The sequence below is a fragment of the Streptomyces sp. NPDC021749 genome (genome assembly GCF_040640655.1).
In the GTDB taxonomy this organism is placed as follows: Bacteria; Actinomycetota; Actinomycetes; order Streptomycetales; family Streptomycetaceae; genus Streptomyces.
In genome coordinates, this window is sequence record NZ_JBFACE010000036.1 from 22,194 (window position 1) to 41,146 (window position 18,953).

An 18,953-nucleotide genomic window follows, 5' to 3' on the forward strand; every position below is an offset into this window, starting at 1 on the left:
CCATGCCTGCCACCACTTCTGCGGTGCCGCCCGCCACCACGCGCGGCGGCCCGCCCCTCCCCCCGGGCGGCACCGACCGCCGGACGGCCGCCGCCCCCGCGCGGCGCGCCGTCCGGCGCCGCCGCCGGATCGCCGCGGTGTTCCTCTTCCCCGCGCTGTTGCTGCTGGGGGCGCTCGTCGCGTACCCCATCGTGTTCTCCGTCATCCGCAGCCTGTACGACGCCTCGGGTGACACCTTCGTCGGGGTCGGCAACTACACCCAGATGTTCCAGGACCCGGCCACGCTGCGGGCCATCCGCAACAGCGCGATCTGGGTCGTCTTCGCCCCCGCACTGCTGACCGGACTCGGGCTGGTCCTGGCCGTGCTGACCGAGAAGATCCGCTGGAAGACGGCGTTCAAGCTGCTGATGTTCATGCCGATGGCGATCTCCTTCCTCGCCGCCGGCATCATCTTCCGGCTCGCGTACGAGCAGGACCCGCAGCGCGGTGTCCTCAACGCGGTCACCGTCGGCATCCACAACACCTTCCAGGGCGAGTCCACCTCGTTCCCGACGGCCAAGGCCCGGATCGGCGACAAGGAGCTGACCAAGCGCCCGGACGGGGGTTACCGCACGGCGCGGCGCACCGACCCCGGTCACGTCGTCAACCTCGGCCTGGTCGGTGTGGCGCCGAAGGACATGCCGCACGCGGCGCGCCCGGCGGCCGGGGCCGCCACGTCCCCGGCCGGACACGGTGAACTGCGCGGTGTGGTCTACCTCGACTTCACCCCCGGCGGTGGCGGCAAGCCCGGCACCGTGGACCGCACCGAACGCGGGCTGCCGAAGCTCACCGTCGAGGCCGTCGACTCCCGGGGGAAGGTGGCGGGCACGGCGACCACCGCGGCCGACGGCTCCTACCGGCTGACCGGGCTGGCCCCGGGGTCCTACGCCCTGCAACTGCCGGCGAAGGACTTCGCCCCGCCGTACGAGGGCATCGCCTGGCTCGGCCCGACCCTCATCACCCCCGCCATCATCGGCGCCTACATGTGGATCTGGACCGGCTTCGCCCTGGTCCTCATCGGCGCCGGGCTCTCCTCGATGCCGCGGGACGTGCTGGAGGCCGCGCGGATGGACGGCGCGAACGAGTGGCAGGTCTTCCGCCGGATCACCGTGCCGCTGCTCGGCCCCGTCCTGGGCGTGGTGTTCGTGACGATGGTGATCAACGTGATGAAGGTCTTCGACCTCGTCTACATCATCGCGCCCGGACCCGTACAGCAGGACGCCAACGTCCTGGCCCTGCAGATGTGGCTGGTCTCCTTCGGCGGCGGCAACAACCAGGGACTGGGCAGCGCCCTCGGCGTCCTGCTGCTGCTCCTGGTGGTGCCGGCCATGGCCCTCAACATCCGTCGTTTCCGCAGGAGCCAGTCATGACCACCGTCCAGCAAACCGTCACGCCGCGCAGGCGGCGGGCCCGCCCGGCGAAGCGGATCAGCCGTGTCGTGATCCAGCTGTTCCTGCTCGTCATCGGCCTGGTCTGGCTCACCCCGGCCGCCGGTCTGTTCGTCTCCTCGCTGCGTACGGAGGAGGCGAACGCCAGCAGCGGGTGGTGGACCGCGCTGACCGCGCCCGGGCGGCTGTCCCTCGACAACTACGCGGCGCTGCTGAAGGATTCGGGCATCGTCCAGGCCTTCTGGAACACCGTGCTGATCTCGGTGCCCACCACGATCGCGGTCGTGGTGATCGCCGCACTGGCCGGCTACGCCTTCGCCTGGATGGACTTCCCCGGCCGGGACTGGATCTTCCTGGTCGTGGTCGCCATGCTGGTGGTGCCGGTGCAGATCGGGCTGCTGCCGGTGGCCAAACTGTTCGGCGCGCTCGGCCTGTTCGGCTCCATCCCCGGCGTCATCCTCTTCCACACCGCGTACGGTCTGCCGTTCGCCATCTTCCTGCTGCGCAACTACTTCGCGGAGATCCCCAAGGAGATGCTGGAGGCCGCCCGGATGGACGGTGGCGGGGAGTGGCGGATCTTCTCCCAGCTGGTCCTGCCGCTGGGCCGCCCGGCCATCGCCAGTCTGGCGATCTTCCAGTTCCTGTGGGTCTGGAACGACATGCTGGTCGCCCTGCTCTTCGCGGACAACGAGTCGCAGCCGCTGACGGTCGCCCTGCAGTCGCAGATGCGCCAGTTCGGCAGCAACATCGGCGTGCTGGCGCCCGGCGCCTTCCTGTCCCTGATCGTGCCGCTGATCGTGTTCTTCGTGTTCCAACGGCACTTCGTCCAGGGGATCATGGCCGGTTCGGTCAAGTAGCTCCGGGGCGCCTCCCCGCCCGCGCGCCAGGGCCCGCTGTCCACCACAGCGGGCCCTGGCGCGTGTCCGTGCTGTTGAGAGGCATGCCCCGGGCGGGAGGGCGTGCGTCACGCCTGCGCGTGGTGGGGTTCCGCCGGCGCGCAGTGGGTCAGCAGTGCCGCGGTCGCGTCGTCGACCACGCGGTAGCGCACCACCCGGCCGTCCTTGTCGCCCTCGACCACTCCGGCGGCGCGTAGCAGGCGCAGTGCCTGGGAGACCGCGGTGTCCTTCATGCCGGTGGCGACCGCCAGGTCGGAGACGGCGACGGGGCCGGCCCGGTGGAGGGCGAGCAGCAGGGCCAGGCGCCCGGGATCGGCGAGCAGCGCGAAGCGGTCGGCCCAGGCCCGTACCTCGCCCGGCTCACCGATGGCGGCGATGGCGTCGCAGACGCGGTGGCCGTCGATGGTGCGGTGGTCGGCGCGCTCGGCCGGGACGAGATGCATGGGGACATCTTCGCAGGTCGCAGAGTGTGATCTTGGATACCTGCACAGTTGTGCAGGCTTGAAGGGATCGCCGGACGCCCCGTAGGGTTGGCGGGCCGTGGTGCTCGGGAAGACCGGTGACGGACCTCGTGGTCCCAGTCCGGAGCGGCCCTCGCCACTGTGATCGGGGAGTTTCCGGCCCTTTCCGTACGCGCACGGCGCGGGTACGGCGCCACTGACCGCAGCCTGCGGCCGGGAAGGCGGGGACGGACGCGTGCACCCTTCCCCAAGCTCCGAAGGAGCAGGGTGGTACCCCAAAGCCAGGAGACCGGCCACGGCATCTCACGAAGTGATCCACGAGGTGCTGGAGCGTGACCGCCGGATGGCCCTGTCCACCGATACCCCGACCACCCCTGCCCCCGTCGCCGCGTTCCGCTGGCGCCGGCAGGACACCGTCCGCACCGCGGGCCTGATGGCCGTCATAGCGGGGCTGCACGTCGTCGCCTTCGGCGTGCTGTTCCTGCTCGTGGTCCCCTACCACTACGCCGTCGGCAGCCAGGTCTTCGGCGTCGGACTCGGCATCACCGCCTACACCCTGGGCATGCGGCACGCCTTCGACGCCGACCACATCGCCGCGATCGACAACACCACCCGCAAGCTGATGGCCGACGGCAAGCGTCCGGTGTCGGTGGGCTTCTGGTTCGCCCTCGGGCACTCCAGCGTCGTCGTCGTGATGGCCGCCCTCGTCGCCGGCGGCGCCCAGCTCGCCGGCATCCTCCTCAACGACGAATCCCGCACCCACCAGATCCTGGGCACCATCGGCACCACGGTCTCGGGCACGTTCCTCTACCTCATCGCCGCCCTCAACCTGATCGCGCTGACCGGGATCTGGCGGGTGTTCCGCGGTATGCGCGAAGGCCGTTTCAACGAGACCGAGTTGGAGCAGCAGCTGGACTCCCGGGGCTTCATGAACCGCTTCCTGGGCCGGTTCACCCGCTCCATCTCCCGCCCCGGCCAGATGTTCCCGCTCGGTTTCGTCTTCGGCCTGGGCTTCGACACCGCGACCGAGGTGACGCTGATGGTGATGGCGGGCAGCGGCGCCGCGGCCGGCGTGCCCTGGTACGCGATCCTGTGCCTGCCGCTGCTCTTCGCCGCCGGGATGAGCCTGTTCGACACCCTCGACGGCACCTTCATGAACTTCGCCTACCAGTGGGCGTTCTCCAACCCGGTCCGGAAGGTCTACTACAACCTCACCATCACCGGCCTGTCCATCGCCGTCGCCCTCTTCATCGGCACCATCGAGCTGGTCACCGTGCTCCACGACAAGCTGGGCCTCAACGACCCGGTGACCGGCTGGATCTCCGGACTCGACCTCGACAACGTCGGCTTCATCATCGTCGGGCTGTTCGTGGTGGTGTGGGCCGCGGCGCTGGCGTACTGGCGGCTGGCCGGCGTCGAGAAGCGCTGGGCGGCGCGCTCGGCCGGCAACGGCTGAGGCGTCGTTCCGCCGCCGCACCGGAAGGGGGCACGCACCATAGGGGTCGGGAGCCCGTCGAGTTCCCCGGGGACGCAAAACCTTGGGGAGTTCACCGCTCGTCGCCGGTCGTCCCCTGGTGGGCGGTTCGCGCAGCAGACGGATCAGGTCGTCCGCCCCGCCCGGTAGAAGTGCCCGCCGGGCAGGGTGAGCGTGCGGACGGGGGGGTGGGTGTCGCGGCTCTGGGGGCCGGGCGGTAGCGGGCGGAGGGGACGAGCCGCCGGAGTACCGGGGCCCGCCCCCTCCTCGTGGGCGCGGCCGCGAGGGCCGGACGGCTCAGCGCACCTCCTGGATGCGGATCAGGTTGCCCGCCGGATCGCGGAAGGCGCAGTCGCGGACGCCGTACGGCTGCTCGGTCGGCTCCTGGACGACCTCGGCGTCGCCTGCCTGCAGCCGCTCGAAGGTGCCGTCGAGGTCCTTGGTGGCCAGCAGGATCCAGCCGTAGGTGCCCTTGGCCATCATCTCGACGATGGTGCGGCGCTCGTCGTCGGTGATCCCGGGGTCGGCGGCCGGCGGGGCCAGGAGGATCGACGTGTCGGGCTGGCCGGCGGGGCCGACCGTGATCCAGCGCATCGTGCCCTGCCCGACGTCGTTGCGGACCTCGAAGCCGAGGGTGTCGCGGTAGAAGGCCAGGGAGGCGTCCGGATCGACGTGCGGGAGGAAGCTCGTGTGAATCGTGATGTCCATGGCTCTCACGCTAGAGGCGCTCGGTGACCTGCGCTTCTCGATTCCTGATCGGTCTGGTCACCTGTTTCGCCACGCACGGCGGCAGCTCCGCCGGCGCGAGCGCCGCCTGGCGCCGGTAGACACTGGGCGCCATCCCCACCAGCTCGGTGAAGCGCGTGCTGAAGGTGCCCAGCGACGAGCAGCCGACCGTGAAGCAGACCTCGGTGACGCTGAGGTCGCCCCGGCGGAGCAGCGCCATCGCGCGCTCGATGCGCCGCGTCATCAGATAGGCGTACGGCGACTCGCCGTACGCCAGCCGGAACTGCCGGCTGAGATGCCCGGCCGACATGTTCACGCCACGCGCGAGCGCCTCGACGTTCAGCGGCTGCGCGTACTCCCGGTCGATCCGGTCGCGGACGCGGCGTAGCAGCGCGAGATCGCGCAGGGACTGCGCCGTGGTGGGTCTGCTGGTCACCTGCGCGATCGTGCCACGTTCCGGCGGCGTTGCCCAGCGCCGCCCGCGCCCCGCAGCCCTCGGGGCGCGCCGGTCACTTCCGCCAGCCGCGCAGCGTGGCCTGGATCGTCGACCGGAACGTGGACTCGGCGGTGGCCGTGTCGAGCGCCCCGGCCAGTTCGAGGGTCACGAGCCCGTGCAGGGTCACCCAGAGCGAGAGCGCGATCGGGGTCGCCTCACCGGCGAGGACGGATGCCGCCAGGGCCCGGTCGATCGCCGCGAGGAGCGGCCGGACGGGGTCGCTGGTCCCGACGGCGCCCGACGGATCGAAGGACTGCACTCCGCCGAACAACACCGTGTACAGATGGCTGTGTTCGCGCCCCCATCGCCGGTACGCGACGGCCAGCGCGTAGAGGTCGGCGAGCGGGTCCTCGGAGGTCGGTGCCGCGGACAGGTCCTGGAACAGGCCGGCGACCGCCCTGTCACGCACTTCCCCGATCAGCCCGTCCTTGCCGTCGAACAGCGAGTACACCGCCGTCGTCGACGTCCCGGCGGCCGTGGCCAGGGCGCGGACCGTCACCAGCTCCGGCGGCCGGGTGGCGAACATCTCGGTCGCGCACGCCACGAGCCGCTCTTTGACGGTCTCGTCGTTCGTTCTCGGCCTGCCCACGGAGACCAGCCTAGCCATCTCTGATAACGTCGTTTTAAAACATCGTTCTGAAACACCGTTCGGAAACGCTGCCCGGAAACGCTGCTCGGAAACGACGCCGGGAAACTCCTCTCTTCCACCGGATCCAGAAAGGGACGTCGCCATGCCGCCCTCCGCCCTACGTCTCGTCCGCTTCTCAGGTCGCCTGCTACGGGCCCTGGTCGCCGTCGCGGGGCTGGTCCTCGTCTTTCTCGCGCTCCTCGTCCTCACGGACGGCGCCGGCTCGGGGCTCGCCGCATGGCTGACGACCCTGGGGCTCGCACTGGTCCTCGCGCTGTGGCGGGGCCGGCGCCGTACCGGGCCGGCGCGGCTGGTGCCCTTCCTGCCGGTGGTCGTCGCGGCGGCACTGACGGCGTCGGTCTGCCTCCCGACCGTCCCCTCGCCGCGGCGCTACCCGCCCGCCCTGCCCTTCGTGGCCACCCAGCACTGGCGCCTGGCCACGGGCAGCCGGGTCGCGGTGTACCACTATCCGCCCGCGCACGCCGCCACCCGGCACCCCATACCGTTCGTCTACCTCAACGGCGGACCGGTCCGCGGCATCTCGGTGCTCGACCACCGGTTCCTTCAACTGCTGGCGCGCCGGGGCTACGACGTCTACACCTACGAGCAGGCCGGCGGCGGACGGAGCGACCTGCTCCCCATGGAGCAGTACACGATCTCCAGGTCGGTCCGCGATCTCTCCGCCTTCCTCGACCGCCTGGGTCACGGAAGGGCCGACGTCCTCGGATTCTCCTCGGGCGGCGCCGTGCTCACCCGCGCCCTGGCCGACCCGCGCGTCGCCGCCCGCGTCCACCGCGCGATCATCGCCGAACCCGGCCCGATGGACGGACCCACCGCGCGGATCACCGGCCACAAGGGCCGGAAGTCCGCCCGCGGCCTCGCACCGGCCATGACCGGCCCGCGCTCGACACGCCTCCCCCGTTACGCCGTCGCCTTCGGGCTCATGCGACTCGGGCTCCTCACCCCGGACACCGGGCTGCTCGCACAGGCCGAGGGCGCCAACGCGTTCACCGCCGCCGACCTCGGCGACGACACCGCATCCGCCTACTGCGCACGGGACGCGCACCGGATCCCGGTCGAGGACACACCACGGAACTTCTCCTTCAGTCCGGCCGCCAGCCTCCGCATCCAGCAGACCGTCAAGGACTCGGCCTCCCTCGCCCCGCAACTGCGGCGCTCCCGGACCCCCGCGATGCTCATGATCGCCGAGTGCTCCTCCCAGATCCGCCAGTGGGAGACCGCCGTCCTCGCCAACGACCCCGCCGTCCGGCGCACGCAGTACATGCCCGGCGTCGGACACCACATGTGGAACGGCCTCGACGCCAACAACGAGCGGGCCTACGCCACCATCACCGCGTTCCTCCGGAACGAACCGGCACCCCTCCCCGACTACCCGACGCGTAGCGGGATCCCGGCCTTCCTTCGTGAGCACAGGTGACGGCGGGACGCGGGCCGCGCGGACGCCGAAAGATCAGCCAACTCGCCTGACAAGACGGCGCGTTCGGGCTACGGAAACGCTCTGAGGGGGATACGGACCAGGATTTCCCGGACGCCCGCGCCCAGGCCGGAAACGACCTCGCCGCCCGCCCACGCCGCCGAAGGGGCCAGGAACACGGCCCCGGTTGCCAGGACGGCGACGGCCGCGCCCACGCTGGCGGCGTAGTCGTCCTGGTGGGTGATGACCTTCAACTGCACCCGGAGGTCCCCGGACACCTGTGCCTCGCCCTCGGTCACCGGCTGGGACTTGAAGACGCGCATGCTCCCGGTGTAGATCAGCGCCCGTTCCGCCGGGTCGAACTCGACCCGGAGGAAGGACGTTTCGTCGCCGATGGTTCCGCCGATCCGGGGCGTGCCGTCGAGGCCCACGCGCAGGCTGACCGCCTCGTACAGCGACCCGATCGCGGCCCTGGACTCCGACCGCAACCGGGAGCAGAGCAGGTCCAGGGCGACGCCCCCGACGGCGCGTGCGGTGCCGGAGGCGACCGCCGCATCCAGTGCCTTGAAGTCGGGGGAGACCTCACAGCCGAGATCGTAGGCCTGCTGGCTCCAGGAGACCTTCAGCGGCCCGTTGACCCACAGCTCCACGCGGATGCCGGGGCCGTCCCATTCCGCGACCTGCCCCTGGAGCGTGTAGACCAGGGACGGCCAGGGGGCGACGCTCTCCGGCAGTTCGGTGACCTCGTAGGTCGAGACGGAGAGCAGCAAGGGGACGCCTTCTCCGCCGGGAGTGTGGTCCGGATCGACCAGCTCCATCAGACGGGCCCAGGTGGCCGCTCCCACGTCCACCCGGGCGTCGGCGATCAGACCGTCCTGGACCGTCTGAAAGGTGCGGATCGCCTCGCAGAGCTCGTGCGAGGCGTTCCCCTCCCCGATCGGGGGGAGCTCGTCCAGTGATGTCCCGCCGGCGGGCAGGCCGACGGCATCCAGGAGTTCGGCGACCTCCTGCTGGTCAGAGGCGTGGTTGGGGCACTGGGTGCCCGCGTTCGTGAGGCCGACCGCCTCGCGCAGTCCCCATGACATGGCCGTTTCCCTCGTCCGGTGGCGCGCACGGCGTCGAGGAGCGATTCATGACCTCGCGCTCCTGGTGCCCCCACTCGGACCCGGGGCCCACCGGCGCACTTCCACCGTACGACGCCCAGGGGCCGCAGGCAGCTCGACCCGGTCGGCCCCGCTCGGCACTCCGTTCCGCCTCAGAACTCCGTCTCCGTGAGTTCGGTGGAGAGTTCCCAGAGGCGGGCGGCGGATTCGGGGTCCGTGGCCCAGGGTTTGACACCGCCGACGAGCATGTCGTCGGTTTCGGCCGGGTCCGCGATGTCGCAGTCCTGGCAGTAGGCACCGCCGTACGCATCGAGAAGCGGGGAGGTCGCGGCCCAGACCGCGGTGGCTGCGCCCTGTTGCGGTGTCTTGAAGCCGTCGGCCGGCTCGCCGTCGGGGGTGATCCAGCCGTGCGCGAGCCACTCGTCGCGCGGGACGTGGCGTTGCAGCGGAGTGAGGATGCTGCCCGGGTGCACGGCGAAGGCATGCAGGCCGTTCGCCGCGCCGAGGCGGTCGAGATGCCGCGCGAAGAGGGCGTTGGCGGTCTTGGACTGGGCGTAGGCGAGCCAGCGGTCGTAGCCGGTACGGAAGTGGAGGTCGTCCCAGCGGATGTCGGACAGGAAGTGCCCCGACGAGGCCACGGCCACCACCCGGGAGCCGGGGGCGAGACAGGGGCGGAGGCGGTTGACGAGCGCGAAGTGCCCGAGGTGGTTGACGGCGAAGTGGGCTTCCCAGCCGGGCCCGATGCGCGTTTCCGGGCAGGCCATGATTCCCGCGTTGTTGATGACGATGTCGAGGGTGCGGCCGGTCTGCAGGAAGCGGTCGGAGAAGGTCCGGACGCTGTCCAGGTCGGCCAGATCGAGTGCCAGGACTTCGGCCCCGGGGACGTCGCGCAGGGCGCCCTCGGCGGTGTCCGCGCGCCGGGCCGGAACGATGACCCGGGCTCCGGCGCGGGCCAGGGCGCCCGTCGCCTCCAGGCCGAGTCCGGAGTATCCGCCGGTGACCAGCGCGGTGGTGCCGGTCAGGTCGATGCCGGCGAGGACGTCGTCGGCCGTACTGTGCGCGCCGAATCCCGTGCCGATCTTCTGCTGCTTGGTGATCATGCGGACGACGCTAGAAGCTTGAGTGCACGCTAGGTCAAGGTACGGTTCGCTGCCCGAGAGAGGATGGAGGACGGACCGGATGGATGAGACCGCGAACGGCATGTCCATAGGCAGGGTCGCCGAGTTGACCGGCATGAGCGTCCATGCGCTGCGGTTCTTCGAACGCGAAGGGCTGTTCCTGCGGGAGATCCCGCGTTCCGCCGGTGGCCAGCGCGTCTATGCGCAGACGGATGTGGACTGGCTCGCGCTGTGCGACCGGCTGCGCGCCTCGGGCATGCCGATCGCCAGGATCAGGAAGTTCGCCGACCTCGTCCGCTCCGGTACGGGCAACGAACCCGACCGGCTGGCGTTGCTGCGCGAGCACGAGCGCAACGTGGAAGCGAAGATCGCGGATCTCCAGGCGTGCCTGGACGTCATCCACACCAAGGTCGTGACCTACGAGCAGCACCTTCGCGACGGCACCGCCGCGGGGGTGTGGGCCCCTGCGTCTCCGCCTCCGCCCTCGGACGCGGTGGCCGAGGAGCCGAAGGAGCGCTGAGGCAGCCCGGGCCGGTGCGCCCCGCCGGCCCGGTGCCCGGCCGGCGGGGTGGCCGGCCGGGCACCGCACTACGTATGTGTGCCGGGGGCGGTGCGCCCCGGCGGGGGCCTCAATCCCCTGCGCCCATGGGTCAGTTGGTGCAGGTGTCGAGCATGGAGGCGAGGGCGGTCTTCTCCTTGTCGGTGGTGGTGAGCTTCCAGACGGACTTGATGTGGGTGTAGTCCTTGGCGTAGGTGCACCAGAAGGCGTGGTTCGTCGGCTTCCAGTCGGCCGGTCCGCTGTCGCTCTTGGAGCTGTTGGAGGATTCCGAGGCAATCAGGAGCTGGGGGTCCTTGAGGTCATTGCCGAAGTCCTTGCGCTGGTCGGCGCTCCAGGTGTCGGCGCCGGAGCGCCAGGCCTCGGCGAGCGGGACCATGTGGTCGATGGTGGCCTGGGCGACGTCGGTGACGGTGGTGTCGTCGTAGGCGGAGTACCAACTGCCGCTGCTCGGCTGGCAGTCGGCCCCCTCGCCGACGACGTTCTTGCGGTCGCGGGCGAGGACGTCCTGACGGGTGGTGCAGCCGTCGGGCTGCTTGGCCCATATGTCGAACTTGTCGCGGGCGTAGCCGTCCATGGAGTGCGGGGGCGCGACGGTGAGGGCGGCGAGTTCGGCACGGGCGGTGGACGTCGAGGGCGGCGCGGGCGGTTCGGCCAGCGCGGGCGCGGCGGTCAGGCCGACGAGGGTGACGGAGGCGGCGGACAGACCGAGAACGGCACGGCGCATGGGGTCTCCAGAAGTGTGGGGGTTGGAGAGACACTTCAGGGAACCGCACAACGGGGGCCGGGCGCTACGCGCGTTGAATGAACATGACACGCTCATTTACCGTTCATTACCTACGCGTTGGAAACCGCCGCCCGGAGGTCAGCGGGTGGCGCCGCTCCAGTACGCGTCGTCCCAGCGCAGGACGTCGGGGCTGAACTCGACCTCGATACGGTCGGCGGCAGCGGGCGGCAGCGAGAAGGCGTACTTCCCGACGGCCTTCCTGCCGGGCAGGACGTAGCCGGTGAGGACCTTCTGCCGGCCGCTTCCGTCGATCACCAGCTCCGCCGAGGCGCCGTCGGCGTCGTTGACGTCGGGCAACCCGGTCTCGATCGAAACCCGTTGCTTTCCCGTGTTGACCACCGTGACCGTCACCTCAACGGCCTTGTTGCCCTTGGCGTGGCCGTTGGCGAATGCGTCCGGGACGAACGGCTTCGGCTTGGCGACGGTGACCTTCAGTCCGTCGCCGAAGGTGTACGGCTCGCCGAAGGACAGGTGCCGGGCCGCTTCGCCGGCTGCCGCCGCCTCCTTCTCCTTCTTGACCTCCTTGACCTTCGCACGGGCGTGGTCGACGACGTGCTCGACCGCCACGACGGTGAAGGCCGCGCCACCGGCCGCGATCAGCAGGCCGACGATGCCCATGACGAGACCGCTGAGGGCCATGGCCCGGTTGGTGGCCAGCCCCTTGCGCGCGTGGCCCAGTCCTATGGAGCCGAAGATCAGCGCCAGCAGGGCGGGCAACCAGGAGATCCAGAACAGGATGATGAACACGCCGAGACCGATGCCCACGAGACCGAGCACCAGCGCCGTGATGCCCATGCCGTTACGGGGCTGCGCGGTCTGCGCCGGGTACGGCAGGCGGGGCACCTCACCCGCTGCGGACGAGGGCGGGGCCCACGGATCGTGGTCCAGCGGCTGTCTCCCCGCGGACGAGGAGCCGTCGGAAGAGGTGGGCGTGGTCATGCGAATCCCTTCGGGCAACGAGGCACTCGGACCTGCCCGAGTAGTTTTCGATTTTATTGCCTCACTCCCGGACCAGCGAAGATGCCGATAGGCAGGACATTTACTGCCAATTGGGCAAATCTCGATGTGAGCTCCGCCGGAACTGCACCTGGATGCGACGTGACAGTGGGACATGTACCCATGTCGCCGTAGATTCTGGGCGACGGGGAGATCATCGGGCCTGTCCACGGCTCCCCCTTCGGCTTTCGCGGAACGCCCGCTCCAGCAGGCGTTCCCGTCTTCAGTTTTTTTGGGGGGCACCGTGCGGCACGGCCGCATATCCATCCGCGTATCCATCCGCAGATCCGTCTGCGCCGGTCCCGCCGTCCTTTCACTGGCGCTCGGGCTGTGGGGCATCACACGCGAGCACAGCATGTGGCGGGACGAGGCAGCGACCTGGCAGGCAGCGCATCGGTCGCTGACCGCGATAGCGCACATGGTCGGCCAGGTCGACGTCGTCCACGGCCTGTACTACGCGGTGATGCACACCGTCTTCGCGCTCTTCGGCGACAGTCTGGTGACCCTGCGGCTGCCCTCGGTGCTCGCCACCGCCCTCGCGTGCGCACTGACCGCGCTGGTCGGCGCCCGACTCTCAACTCCCGTGGCGGGAACGGCCGCCGGGCTCGCCCTGGCGATGGTACCGGCGGTGCAGGAGCACGCCCAGGAGGGGCGGTCGTACGCCCTCGTGCTCGCCTTCGTCGTACTCGCCACGTGGTTGCTGGTGAGCGCCCTCGAACGGCCGGACGGCCGGCGGTGGGCCGGCTATGCGGCGGCCGTGCTGATCGCCGCCTGGCTCAACTGGTTCTCGCTGTTCGCGCTGGTCGCGCACGGCGTCACGTTGGTGTGCGTGCGGCCCGACCGAACCCGCGCTTCAGGGTGGGCACTTGCCGCCTCGGCAGCCGTTGCCGCGGCCCTGCCGGTGATCCTGACCAGCCGTGCGCAAGCCTCGCAGATCTCCTGGATCAAGCCGCTCGGCTGGTCGACGGTCCTCGGTGTGCTGATCACCGGGGCGATCGCGGCCCTCTGCACGCGTCTGCCGCAGGCACGCGGTTCGGCGAGCACGCGCGAGGCCGGGCCCGGCCCGCGCCTGAACCTCGCGGTCGTCGCACTCCCCCTCTGCGCGGTACCCCAGGTCGGCCTGGCGTTGATCTCCCTGGTCAAACCCCTCTACGTGACCCGCTACGTACTGTTCGCCTACGCAGGTCTCGCGCTGCTGATCGGCGCCCTGCTCGCCGCGATCGTCGCACGTCTCAGAGCGGACGCCCGGGTGCTGCTCCCCGTCGCCGTCGCCCTCGCCCTCCTGGCGCTGCTGCCGTTCGAGCTCCGTCTGCGTACCGAACAGAGCCGTATCGACGACGTGTTCAGCGCGGCGGCCAGGGTCGGCCGGATGCGCGGCACCGCCGACGGCGTCCTCTACATTCCCGCCGCGCGCCGCGACACCGCTCTCGTATCGCCGCACGCATTCGCCGGCCTGCGGGATCTGGCCCTGGCCCAGGGGCCGGTGGAGTCAGGCACGCTGAAGGGCATAGAGGCCGGACCACGCGCCATAGAGCGCGCCATGCTGGGCGCACGGCGCATCGTGCTCGTCACCGATCCCGGACCGCGCCAGGCCGACTCCGCCCGCGACCTCACCAAGCAGCGGGTGCTGGACGAACGTTTCGTGCGCTGCTCGGCCAGCGTCGACCGGGGCCGCCAAGTGAGCCTCTACGAACGTGGGAAGTGTCACCGAACGGGACAATGAGCCGTATGGACACCTTCCTGGAGACCGCACGGATGGCACTGCGCCCGCTCACCGCAGGAGATCTCGACCGACTGGTCGAGCTGAACGCCGATCCCGAGGTGATGCGGTACCTCAACGGCGGGCGGCCGACGCCGCGCGAGACGGTCCGCACCCAGTCCCTGCCGCGCCTGCTGCGCGTCTTCCCGGCGACCGGGACCGTCGGCTACTGGGCCGCCGAGACCAAGGGCTCCCAGGAGTTCCTCGGCTGGTTCGAGTTCCGTCCCGTCGAGGAGGACAGCCCGGCCGTCGTCGAGCTCGGCTACCGCCTGCGCCGGGCGGCCTGGGGCCGGGGCTACGCCACCGAGGGCGCACGGGCGCTGATCCGCAGGGGATTCACCGAGCTCGGTGTCCACCGGGTGACCGCGCGCACGATGGCCGTCAACGCCGCCTCCCGACGTGTGATGGAGAAGGCGGGCCTGCACCACGTCCGCAGCTACTTCGCCGACCGGCCCGAAGTCATCGCCGGTTCCGAGCACGGCGAGGTGGAGTACGCCCTGACCAGGGCCGAGTGGGAACAGCAGACGGCGGGTCAGTGGTCCGCCACCAGGAGCCGGTAGCCGACGTCGAGGGCGTCACGCGCGAGCAGGTCGGCGTAACGGGGGCCTGCCACCGGCCGGTCGCCACGTCGTCGGCGAGCGCCGCCAGGCGGGGGAAGGGCCGGTGCCCTCTCGGACACCGGACCTCATGTGACGTACCGTGACCGGTCAGTTCGCTGTTACGGCGCCATCTCGTACGTCCCGGCCAGCGCCTCCACGCGCTCCCACACGCGGGCCGAGCGGGCTTCGTCGGTGACCGGGCGGCGGACCGCGCCCAGGGCCCAGGTCTGCTGTGCCTCGGTGGCGGAGTCCTTGCCGTGCAGTTCGACGGCGTGGGCGGAGAAGTCGCGTACGAGGACGGCGAAGAGTTCGTCCAGCACGTCCTCGTCGAGGGTGGTGAGCCGGGCCTGTTCCAGGATCAGCTGGCCGTGCACGACCAGGGCGAAGAGCTGGCCGACGGCGAGCAGGAGGTCCAGGTCGCGGCTCTGCTTCTCGTCGGGGGCGGCGGTGGTGACGAACTCGCAGAGGGCGTCGGCCTGTTCGCGGAAGCGGGCGACGTTGGGGAGGTGGGCGTGGGCGTCGTAGGCGGTGCGCCAGTCGTGGAAGCGGATGGCGCCCAGGCCGCGGGCCGGACCCTGACGGAAGAGGAAGGCGTCGTCGGCCGCGTCGAGGCGGGTGGGCACGGGCGGGTACTCGGCCGGGGCGAGCAGGTGGTTGCCCATGAACTTGAGGATCAGGGCGAGGTTGACGTGGACGGTGCCCTCCAGCTTCGGCAGGCCGCGGATCTCGGTGGCGGCCTGGGCGAAGTAGGTGTCCTTCTCGAAGCCCTTGGCGGCGATCACGTCCCACATCAGGTCGATGACCTTCTCGCCCTCGGTGGTCACCTTCATCTTCGTCATGGGGTTGAAGAGCAGGTAGCGGCGGTCGTCGGGGCCGGCGGAACGGAAGTAGTCGACGGCGCGGTCGCTGAACAGCTTCATGCCGATGAGGCGCACGTAGGCGTCGGTCAGTTCGCGGCGCACGTGCGGGAACGCGGTGACCGGGCGGCCGTAGAGGATGCGGTTCTGGGCGTGGGTGACGGCCTCGTACATCGCGTGCTCGCAGATGCCGATGGCGCCGGTGCAGAGGTTGAACTTGCCGACGTTGACGGTGTTCAGGGCGGCGTCGAAGGCGGCGCGGCCGGTGTGCAGGATGTCGTCGGGGCCGACCGGGTAGTTCTCCAGGCGGAACTCGCTGACGTACTTGGAGGAGTCGACGACGTTCTTCACCAGGTGGTACGCCTCGTGGCGGCTGTCGGCGGCGAAGAAGACGTAGCCGTCCGGGCCCTCGATGTCGGTGCGGCGGCCGAAGACGGAGACCAGGCCGGCGGCGTTGCCGTTGCCGATGTAGTACTTGGAGCCGGTGGCGCAAAAGCCGCCGGCGCCGTCGGGCTCCAGCAGCATGTCGGTGGAGTAGATGTCGGCGCCGTGCGCCTTCTCGGACAGGCCGAACGCGAACACCTCGCCCTGGTCGAGGAGTTCGGCCGCGCGGGCGCGGACGGTGGCGTTGTCGCTCTGCCAGACCGGGCCGAGGCCGAGGATGGTGACCTGCCAGGCGTACCAGTAGTCGAGCCCGTAGAAGCCGAAGATCTCGTTGAGGGCGGCGATGCGGGCGGTGTCCCAGCGCTTGTCCGGCTGCCCCTCGCCGGCGGCCGAGGCCGGGGTGAGGAAGGTCGCGAACAGCCCTTCCTCGGCGGAGAATTCGAGGAAGTCCGCCAGCCAGGCACGGGAGCGGTAGTCCTCGATCAGCTTGCGCTTGCCGCGGCTCTCGAACCAGTCGACGGTGGCGCGCAGCAGCCTGCGGGTCTCGGGGTCGAAGTGCGCCGGGTCGTAGGTGTGCGGGTTGAACAGCAGCTGGTCGGCCATGGAGGGTCGCCTTCCGGGGGTCGGTGGTTGAGGGGTCGGGTTACGGGCCGTTCAGACGGACGGTGGTGTCGCGCCGAGCCGGCGGAGGGTGTCGAGGACGTCGTCGAGCCAGGCGAGCGTCATCCGCTCGTAGGCGATGCCGCCGCGCAGCACCACGTGCTGGAGCTGCTGTCCGGCGTCGGGTGCGGTGGGGGCGTCGGGGCCGGTGAAGTCGCGCCGCTCGCCCGCGAGATAGTGCGCGAGGCGGTCGGTGTGGGCCCGGTGGTGCCGTTCGACCTCGCGGATCAGCGCGGAGGGATCGTCGAAGGCCGCACCGCGGATCTTCACCGCGAGGTCGTGCCGGACGCTTTCGGGTTCGATCGGTTCGTGCAGCCACTCGGAGAGGGCGGCCCGGCCGCGGGCGGCGACGGAGTACTCCTTCTTGTCCGGCCGGCCCTGCTGCGGCACCTCACGGACGTCGATCCAGCCGTCGCTCTCCATGCGCTTGAGCACGCGGTAGATCTGCTGGTGGGTGGCGGTCCAGAAGTAACCGATGGACCGCTCGAAGCGCCGGGACAGCTCATAGCCGGAGCCCGGCCGCTCCAGCAGCGAGACGAGGATCGCGTGTTCGAGCGCCATGCCCCGATCCTTCTATGCAACTCGTTGCATAAACAAGAGGCGCCGGCCGGGTGAGACCCGGCTCACCCTGACGACATCTCGGATCCGTTCCCGGCCGCGCCGTGAGCCAGACGGTCACCCTTGCGATCTGGGATGATCGCCACGTGCTGCGAAGTGTTCAGATCACCGCCGAACTCGCCCACCTCTCAGGGGGCGAGGGCTTCCACAACCTGCACTGGCAGAAGAAGCTGGCGTTGAGCCTGGATTGCTTCATCTGCGGGCGCACCGGGCGCACGACCAGCTTCCAGTACGGGCAGGAGCACGCTGCCTGCTCGGGGGACGACGCGCACCCGGTGCATCCCGCTGCCGCCCGGATCGCCGCCTTCGACGTCACCAACGAGCAGCACCGGACGACGCTGCGGGCCGTCGTCGACTACTGGTGGGCGCCGTTCCACGACGCGAAGCGGGATCGGCCGTCGACCGCGCTGACGCGCGCCGTGGGTCCGCCTGTTCCTCGGGTACTCCTGCCCGCAGGCCGGAGAGTCCGGAGCGTTCAGCATGCAGACCAACATGGCCAGGCCGGTGCAGGACGCCTGCGGCCACTGCGCCGAGCCGCTGGCCAGGAGCGAGCAGGCACCGGCTGTCCGGCTCCTCACATGAGCTGCCGCCCGGTCCAGATGATCTTGCCTTCGGGGGTGTAGCGGGCGCCCCAGCGGTCGGCGAGGGGTGGGCGACCAGGTACCGGCCGCGGCCGCCGTCGTCCGTGGTGGCGGCGTGGCGCAGATGCGGTGCAGTGCGGGGCCGGGCGCCGGCGGTCTGCTCGCTCTCACGTCGGGCCTGCAGTACCTGCACCACGCCCGCGGCCGCGACCAGCGCGCTCACGATGGCCGACATCAGGAGGGAGACCTGTCCGGCGACGCTGGACCGGCCTTCGTTCCGTGGCGTGGGCCTCGGCTCGTCGGGCGAGCGCGGCGCGCACGCGGCGGAGCCGGATTTGAGCGCTTTTCAGCCACGTATGGATACATGTCCCACGGAGTGCGTTGCGCGCCGGGCGCCGTCGCGCGCACCACGGCAGACGAAAGCCTCGCCGGCGTGACGTTCACCATAGAAAAATCTCGAAAATCCAGGGCAACTGCCCGGTTTCACGGAATCGTCCCCTCCGGTTGCCCGGTCAACCGATTGCCGGGCAGCGGCGGATCGCTGGGCGTCATGGCTGCTCAGCCTTACGATCAGCGCCTGCCGCACCGCGTACCCCCATACCGCGACGGCTCGTATTGCTTTCCTCACTTCCTTTCTTGATCCAGAAGAAGGCTTCATGAAGCTTCGTCGTGCCTTGACGGCGGTCGCCGCGACCGCAGTGCTGCCGCTCGCCCTCACCGCCTGCGACTCCGGCGGCTCCGACCACCCGTCGTCCGACGCCTCCGCAGGTCACAAGGGGGCCTCGGACGCCGCCGGGCCGAACGCCGGCCTGCTCAACGGCACCCGGCTGAAGGCTCTGCTGCTCCCGGTCGGCGAACTGCCCAAGGGGTACAAGGCCGATCCGCACGCCACCCGCGACTCGGGGACCGCCATGGCGCCCGCCTCGTCGAAGGCGCCCCTCGACCTGGCCGGCGCCTGCCCGAAGCTGGAGGCCAGCGCCTGGATCCAGACCGCCGGTATCGAAGGAGCCGCTTTCGCCCAGGGCGACTTCGCGAACGCCGCCCAGGAGGAGTTCAACCAGGAAGTCGACAGTTTCCGGGGCAAAGACGCGCAAACGGTCATGCTGCGGCTGGGCCAGGTGCTCCGGCACTGTGCGCACTTCACGGACAAGTCCAGCGGCACCAGCGCCGCGGTGACGATCAAGACCACCACCGTCCCGAAGACGGGTGACGAGACCCTCAAGGCCGTCCTCACCGCCCCTGAGTGGGAAGGCGGCACCACACTGGTGGCGTCCCGGGTCGGCAACGTCGTGATCACCACCTTCTACAACGTCCAGTCCGACGACAAGGGCGCCGCCGGCCTCGATCTGACCAAGAAGATCGTGGCGAAGGTGCAGAAGGCGAAGTAGTCGG

At 70.4% G+C, this 18,953-nt stretch carries 19 protein-coding genes and 1 riboswitch; of the genes, 9 read left to right on the plus strand and 10 right to left on the minus strand.

Annotation, left to right across the window (positions count from 1 at the left end; translation table 11 throughout):
• Window positions 1-2 precede the first annotated feature (2 nt).
• Both AB0G35_RS28630 and AB0G35_RS28635 read left to right on the plus strand, forming a co-directional pair.
• Entirely contained in the window at window positions 3-1,409 is a 1,407-nt protein-coding gene (locus tag AB0G35_RS28630; RefSeq protein WP_360955508.1) for an ABC transporter permease subunit, read from the plus strand.
• Window positions 1,406-2,284, plus strand: coding sequence for a carbohydrate ABC transporter permease (locus AB0G35_RS28635; RefSeq protein ID WP_360955510.1), 879 nt, complete (start codon window positions 1,406-1,408; stop codon window positions 2,282-2,284). The genes AB0G35_RS28630 and AB0G35_RS28635 overlap by 4 nt, the downstream gene beginning before the upstream one ends.
• A 107-nt stretch (window positions 2,285-2,391) precedes the next feature.
• Here AB0G35_RS28635 and AB0G35_RS28640 read toward each other — a convergent pair whose 3' ends face one another.
• A complete protein-coding gene (locus tag AB0G35_RS28640) occupies window positions 2,392-2,766 on the minus strand; it encodes a metalloregulator ArsR/SmtB family transcription factor (protein WP_360955512.1) in 375 nt (124 codons plus the stop codon).
• Window positions 2,767-2,847: 81 nt separating this feature from the next.
• Window positions 2,848-3,097, plus strand: a riboswitch (cobalamin riboswitch).
• Window positions 3,098-3,127: 30 nt separating this feature from the next.
• Here AB0G35_RS28640 and AB0G35_RS28645 point away from each other — a divergent pair.
• Window positions 3,128-4,240 (plus strand): HoxN/HupN/NixA family nickel/cobalt transporter, encoded by a 1,113-nt coding sequence (locus AB0G35_RS28645; protein ID WP_360955594.1) that lies wholly within the window; start codon window positions 3,128-3,130, stop codon window positions 4,238-4,240.
• Between the two features lie 315 nt (window positions 4,241-4,555).
• Here the strand turns inward: AB0G35_RS28645 and AB0G35_RS28650 are convergent, their stop codons facing one another.
• From AB0G35_RS28650 to AB0G35_RS28660, 3 genes are all read right to left on the minus strand, one after another.
• Complete coding sequence (locus AB0G35_RS28650) at window positions 4,556-4,966, minus strand: VOC family protein (protein ID WP_360955514.1); 411 nt, start codon at window positions 4,964-4,966, stop codon at window positions 4,556-4,558.
• A 10-nt stretch (window positions 4,967-4,976) separates the two neighbouring features.
• On the minus strand, window positions 4,977-5,420 hold the full coding sequence (locus AB0G35_RS28655) for a helix-turn-helix transcriptional regulator (protein ID WP_360955516.1): 444 nt from the start codon (window positions 5,418-5,420) through the stop codon (window positions 4,977-4,979).
• Between the two features lie 73 nt (window positions 5,421-5,493).
• Window positions 5,494-6,069, minus strand: a complete 576-nt coding sequence (locus AB0G35_RS28660) for a TetR-like C-terminal domain-containing protein (protein ID WP_360955518.1) — start codon at window positions 6,067-6,069, stop codon at window positions 5,494-5,496.
• Between the two features lie 142 nt (window positions 6,070-6,211).
• On the opposite strand from AB0G35_RS28660, the gene AB0G35_RS28665 reads away from it, so the two are divergent.
• Window positions 6,212-7,546 carry an alpha/beta hydrolase gene (locus AB0G35_RS28665; RefSeq protein WP_360955520.1) on the plus strand — a complete coding sequence of 445 codons (1,335 nt, stop codon included), beginning with the start codon at window positions 6,212-6,214 and terminating at the stop codon, window positions 7,544-7,546.
• A gap of 68 nt (window positions 7,547-7,614) precedes the next feature.
• Here the strand turns inward: AB0G35_RS28665 and AB0G35_RS28670 are convergent, their stop codons facing one another.
• Entirely contained in the window at window positions 7,615-8,628 is a 1,014-nt protein-coding gene (locus AB0G35_RS28670) for a hypothetical protein (protein WP_360955522.1), read from the minus strand.
• Window positions 8,629-8,798: 170 nt separating this feature from the next.
• Window positions 8,799-9,746 (minus strand): SDR family NAD(P)-dependent oxidoreductase, encoded by a 948-nt coding sequence (locus tag AB0G35_RS28675; RefSeq protein WP_360955523.1) that lies wholly within the window; start codon window positions 9,744-9,746, stop codon window positions 8,799-8,801.
• Between the two features lie 79 nt (window positions 9,747-9,825).
• Between AB0G35_RS28675 and AB0G35_RS28680 the strand changes: the two genes are divergently transcribed.
• Window positions 9,826-10,284 carry a MerR family transcriptional regulator gene (locus tag AB0G35_RS28680; RefSeq protein ID WP_360955524.1) on the plus strand — a complete coding sequence of 153 codons (459 nt, stop codon included), beginning with the start codon at window positions 9,826-9,828 and terminating at the stop codon, window positions 10,282-10,284.
• A gap of 130 nt (window positions 10,285-10,414) precedes the next feature.
• Here AB0G35_RS28680 and AB0G35_RS28685 read toward each other — a convergent pair whose 3' ends face one another.
• Window positions 10,415-11,047: a DUF1524 domain-containing protein gene (locus AB0G35_RS28685; protein ID WP_360955525.1), complete on the minus strand. Its 633-nt coding sequence runs from the start codon at window positions 11,045-11,047 to the stop codon at window positions 10,415-10,417.
• 138 nt (window positions 11,048-11,185) lie between these two features.
• Window positions 11,186-12,046, minus strand: coding sequence for a DUF4190 domain-containing protein (locus tag AB0G35_RS28690; protein ID WP_360955527.1), 861 nt, complete (start codon window positions 12,044-12,046; stop codon window positions 11,186-11,188).
• Window positions 12,047-12,458: 412 nt separating this feature from the next.
• Between AB0G35_RS28690 and AB0G35_RS28695 the strand changes: the two genes are divergently transcribed.
• Window positions 12,459-13,826: a glycosyltransferase family 39 protein gene (locus AB0G35_RS28695; RefSeq protein WP_360955529.1), complete on the plus strand. Its 1,368-nt coding sequence runs from the start codon at window positions 12,459-12,461 to the stop codon at window positions 13,824-13,826.
• Between the two features lie 5 nt (window positions 13,827-13,831).
• On the plus strand, window positions 13,832-14,422 hold the full coding sequence (locus AB0G35_RS28700; protein ID WP_360955531.1) for a GNAT family N-acetyltransferase: 591 nt from the start codon (window positions 13,832-13,834) through the stop codon (window positions 14,420-14,422).
• Window positions 14,423-14,580: 158 nt separating this feature from the next.
• Here the strand turns inward: AB0G35_RS28700 and AB0G35_RS28705 are convergent, their stop codons facing one another.
• Both AB0G35_RS28705 and AB0G35_RS28710 read right to left on the minus strand, forming a co-directional pair.
• The gene (locus AB0G35_RS28705) at window positions 14,581-16,305 is read right to left on the minus strand and encodes an acyl-CoA dehydrogenase family protein (protein ID WP_360955533.1); all 1,725 of its coding nucleotides are present in this window, start codon (window positions 16,303-16,305) and stop codon (window positions 14,581-14,583) included.
• Window positions 16,306-16,356: 51 nt separating this feature from the next.
• Window positions 16,357-16,923: a PadR family transcriptional regulator gene (locus AB0G35_RS28710; protein ID WP_360955535.1), complete on the minus strand. Its 567-nt coding sequence runs from the start codon at window positions 16,921-16,923 to the stop codon at window positions 16,357-16,359.
• Between the two features lie 101 nt (window positions 16,924-17,024).
• On the opposite strand from AB0G35_RS28710, the gene AB0G35_RS28715 reads away from it, so the two are divergent.
• A complete protein-coding gene (locus tag AB0G35_RS28715; RefSeq protein ID WP_360955537.1) occupies window positions 17,025-17,603 on the plus strand; it encodes a hypothetical protein in 579 nt (192 codons plus the stop codon).
• A 614-nt stretch (window positions 17,604-18,217) separates the two neighbouring features.
• Entirely contained in the window at window positions 18,218-18,949 is a 732-nt protein-coding gene (locus AB0G35_RS28720) for a hypothetical protein (RefSeq protein WP_360955539.1), read from the plus strand.
• Window positions 18,950-18,953 lie beyond the last annotated feature (4 nt).

Bases quoted from the DNA above. Each gene is read 5' to 3' on its own strand.
- AB0G35_RS28630 (WP_360955508.1), top strand. From the start codon at position 3: ATGCCTGCCACCACTTCTGCGGTGCCGCCCGCCACCACGCGCGGCGGC.
- AB0G35_RS28635 (WP_360955510.1), top strand. From the start codon at position 1,406: ATGACCACCGTCCAGCAAACCGTCACGCCGCGCAGGCGGCGGGCCCGC.
- AB0G35_RS28640 (WP_360955512.1), bottom strand. From the start codon at position 2,766: ATGCATCTCGTCCCGGCCGAGCGCGCCGACCACCGCACCATCGACGGC.
- AB0G35_RS28645 (WP_360955594.1), top strand. From the start codon at position 3,128: ATGGCCCTGTCCACCGATACCCCGACCACCCCTGCCCCCGTCGCCGCG.
- AB0G35_RS28650 (WP_360955514.1), bottom strand. From the start codon at position 4,966: ATGGACATCACGATTCACACGAGCTTCCTCCCGCACGTCGATCCGGAC.
- AB0G35_RS28665 (WP_360955520.1), top strand. From the start codon at position 6,212: ATGCCGCCCTCCGCCCTACGTCTCGTCCGCTTCTCAGGTCGCCTGCTA.
- AB0G35_RS28670 (WP_360955522.1), bottom strand. From the start codon at position 8,628: ATGTCATGGGGACTGCGCGAGGCGGTCGGCCTCACGAACGCGGGCACC.
- AB0G35_RS28675 (WP_360955523.1), bottom strand. From the start codon at position 9,746: ATGATCACCAAGCAGCAGAAGATCGGCACGGGATTCGGCGCGCACAGT.
- AB0G35_RS28680 (WP_360955524.1), top strand. From the start codon at position 9,826: ATGGATGAGACCGCGAACGGCATGTCCATAGGCAGGGTCGCCGAGTTG.
- AB0G35_RS28685 (WP_360955525.1), bottom strand. From the start codon at position 11,047: ATGCGCCGTGCCGTTCTCGGTCTGTCCGCCGCCTCCGTCACCCTCGTC.
- AB0G35_RS28690 (WP_360955527.1), bottom strand. From the start codon at position 12,046: ATGACCACGCCCACCTCTTCCGACGGCTCCTCGTCCGCGGGGAGACAG.
- AB0G35_RS28695 (WP_360955529.1), top strand. From the start codon at position 12,459: ATGTGGCGGGACGAGGCAGCGACCTGGCAGGCAGCGCATCGGTCGCTG.
- AB0G35_RS28700 (WP_360955531.1), top strand. From the start codon at position 13,832: ATGGACACCTTCCTGGAGACCGCACGGATGGCACTGCGCCCGCTCACC.
- AB0G35_RS28705 (WP_360955533.1), bottom strand. From the start codon at position 16,305: ATGGCCGACCAGCTGCTGTTCAACCCGCACACCTACGACCCGGCGCAC.
- AB0G35_RS28710 (WP_360955535.1), bottom strand. From the start codon at position 16,923: ATGGCGCTCGAACACGCGATCCTCGTCTCGCTGCTGGAGCGGCCGGGC.
- AB0G35_RS28720 (WP_360955539.1), top strand. From the start codon at position 18,218: ATGAAGCTTCGTCGTGCCTTGACGGCGGTCGCCGCGACCGCAGTGCTG.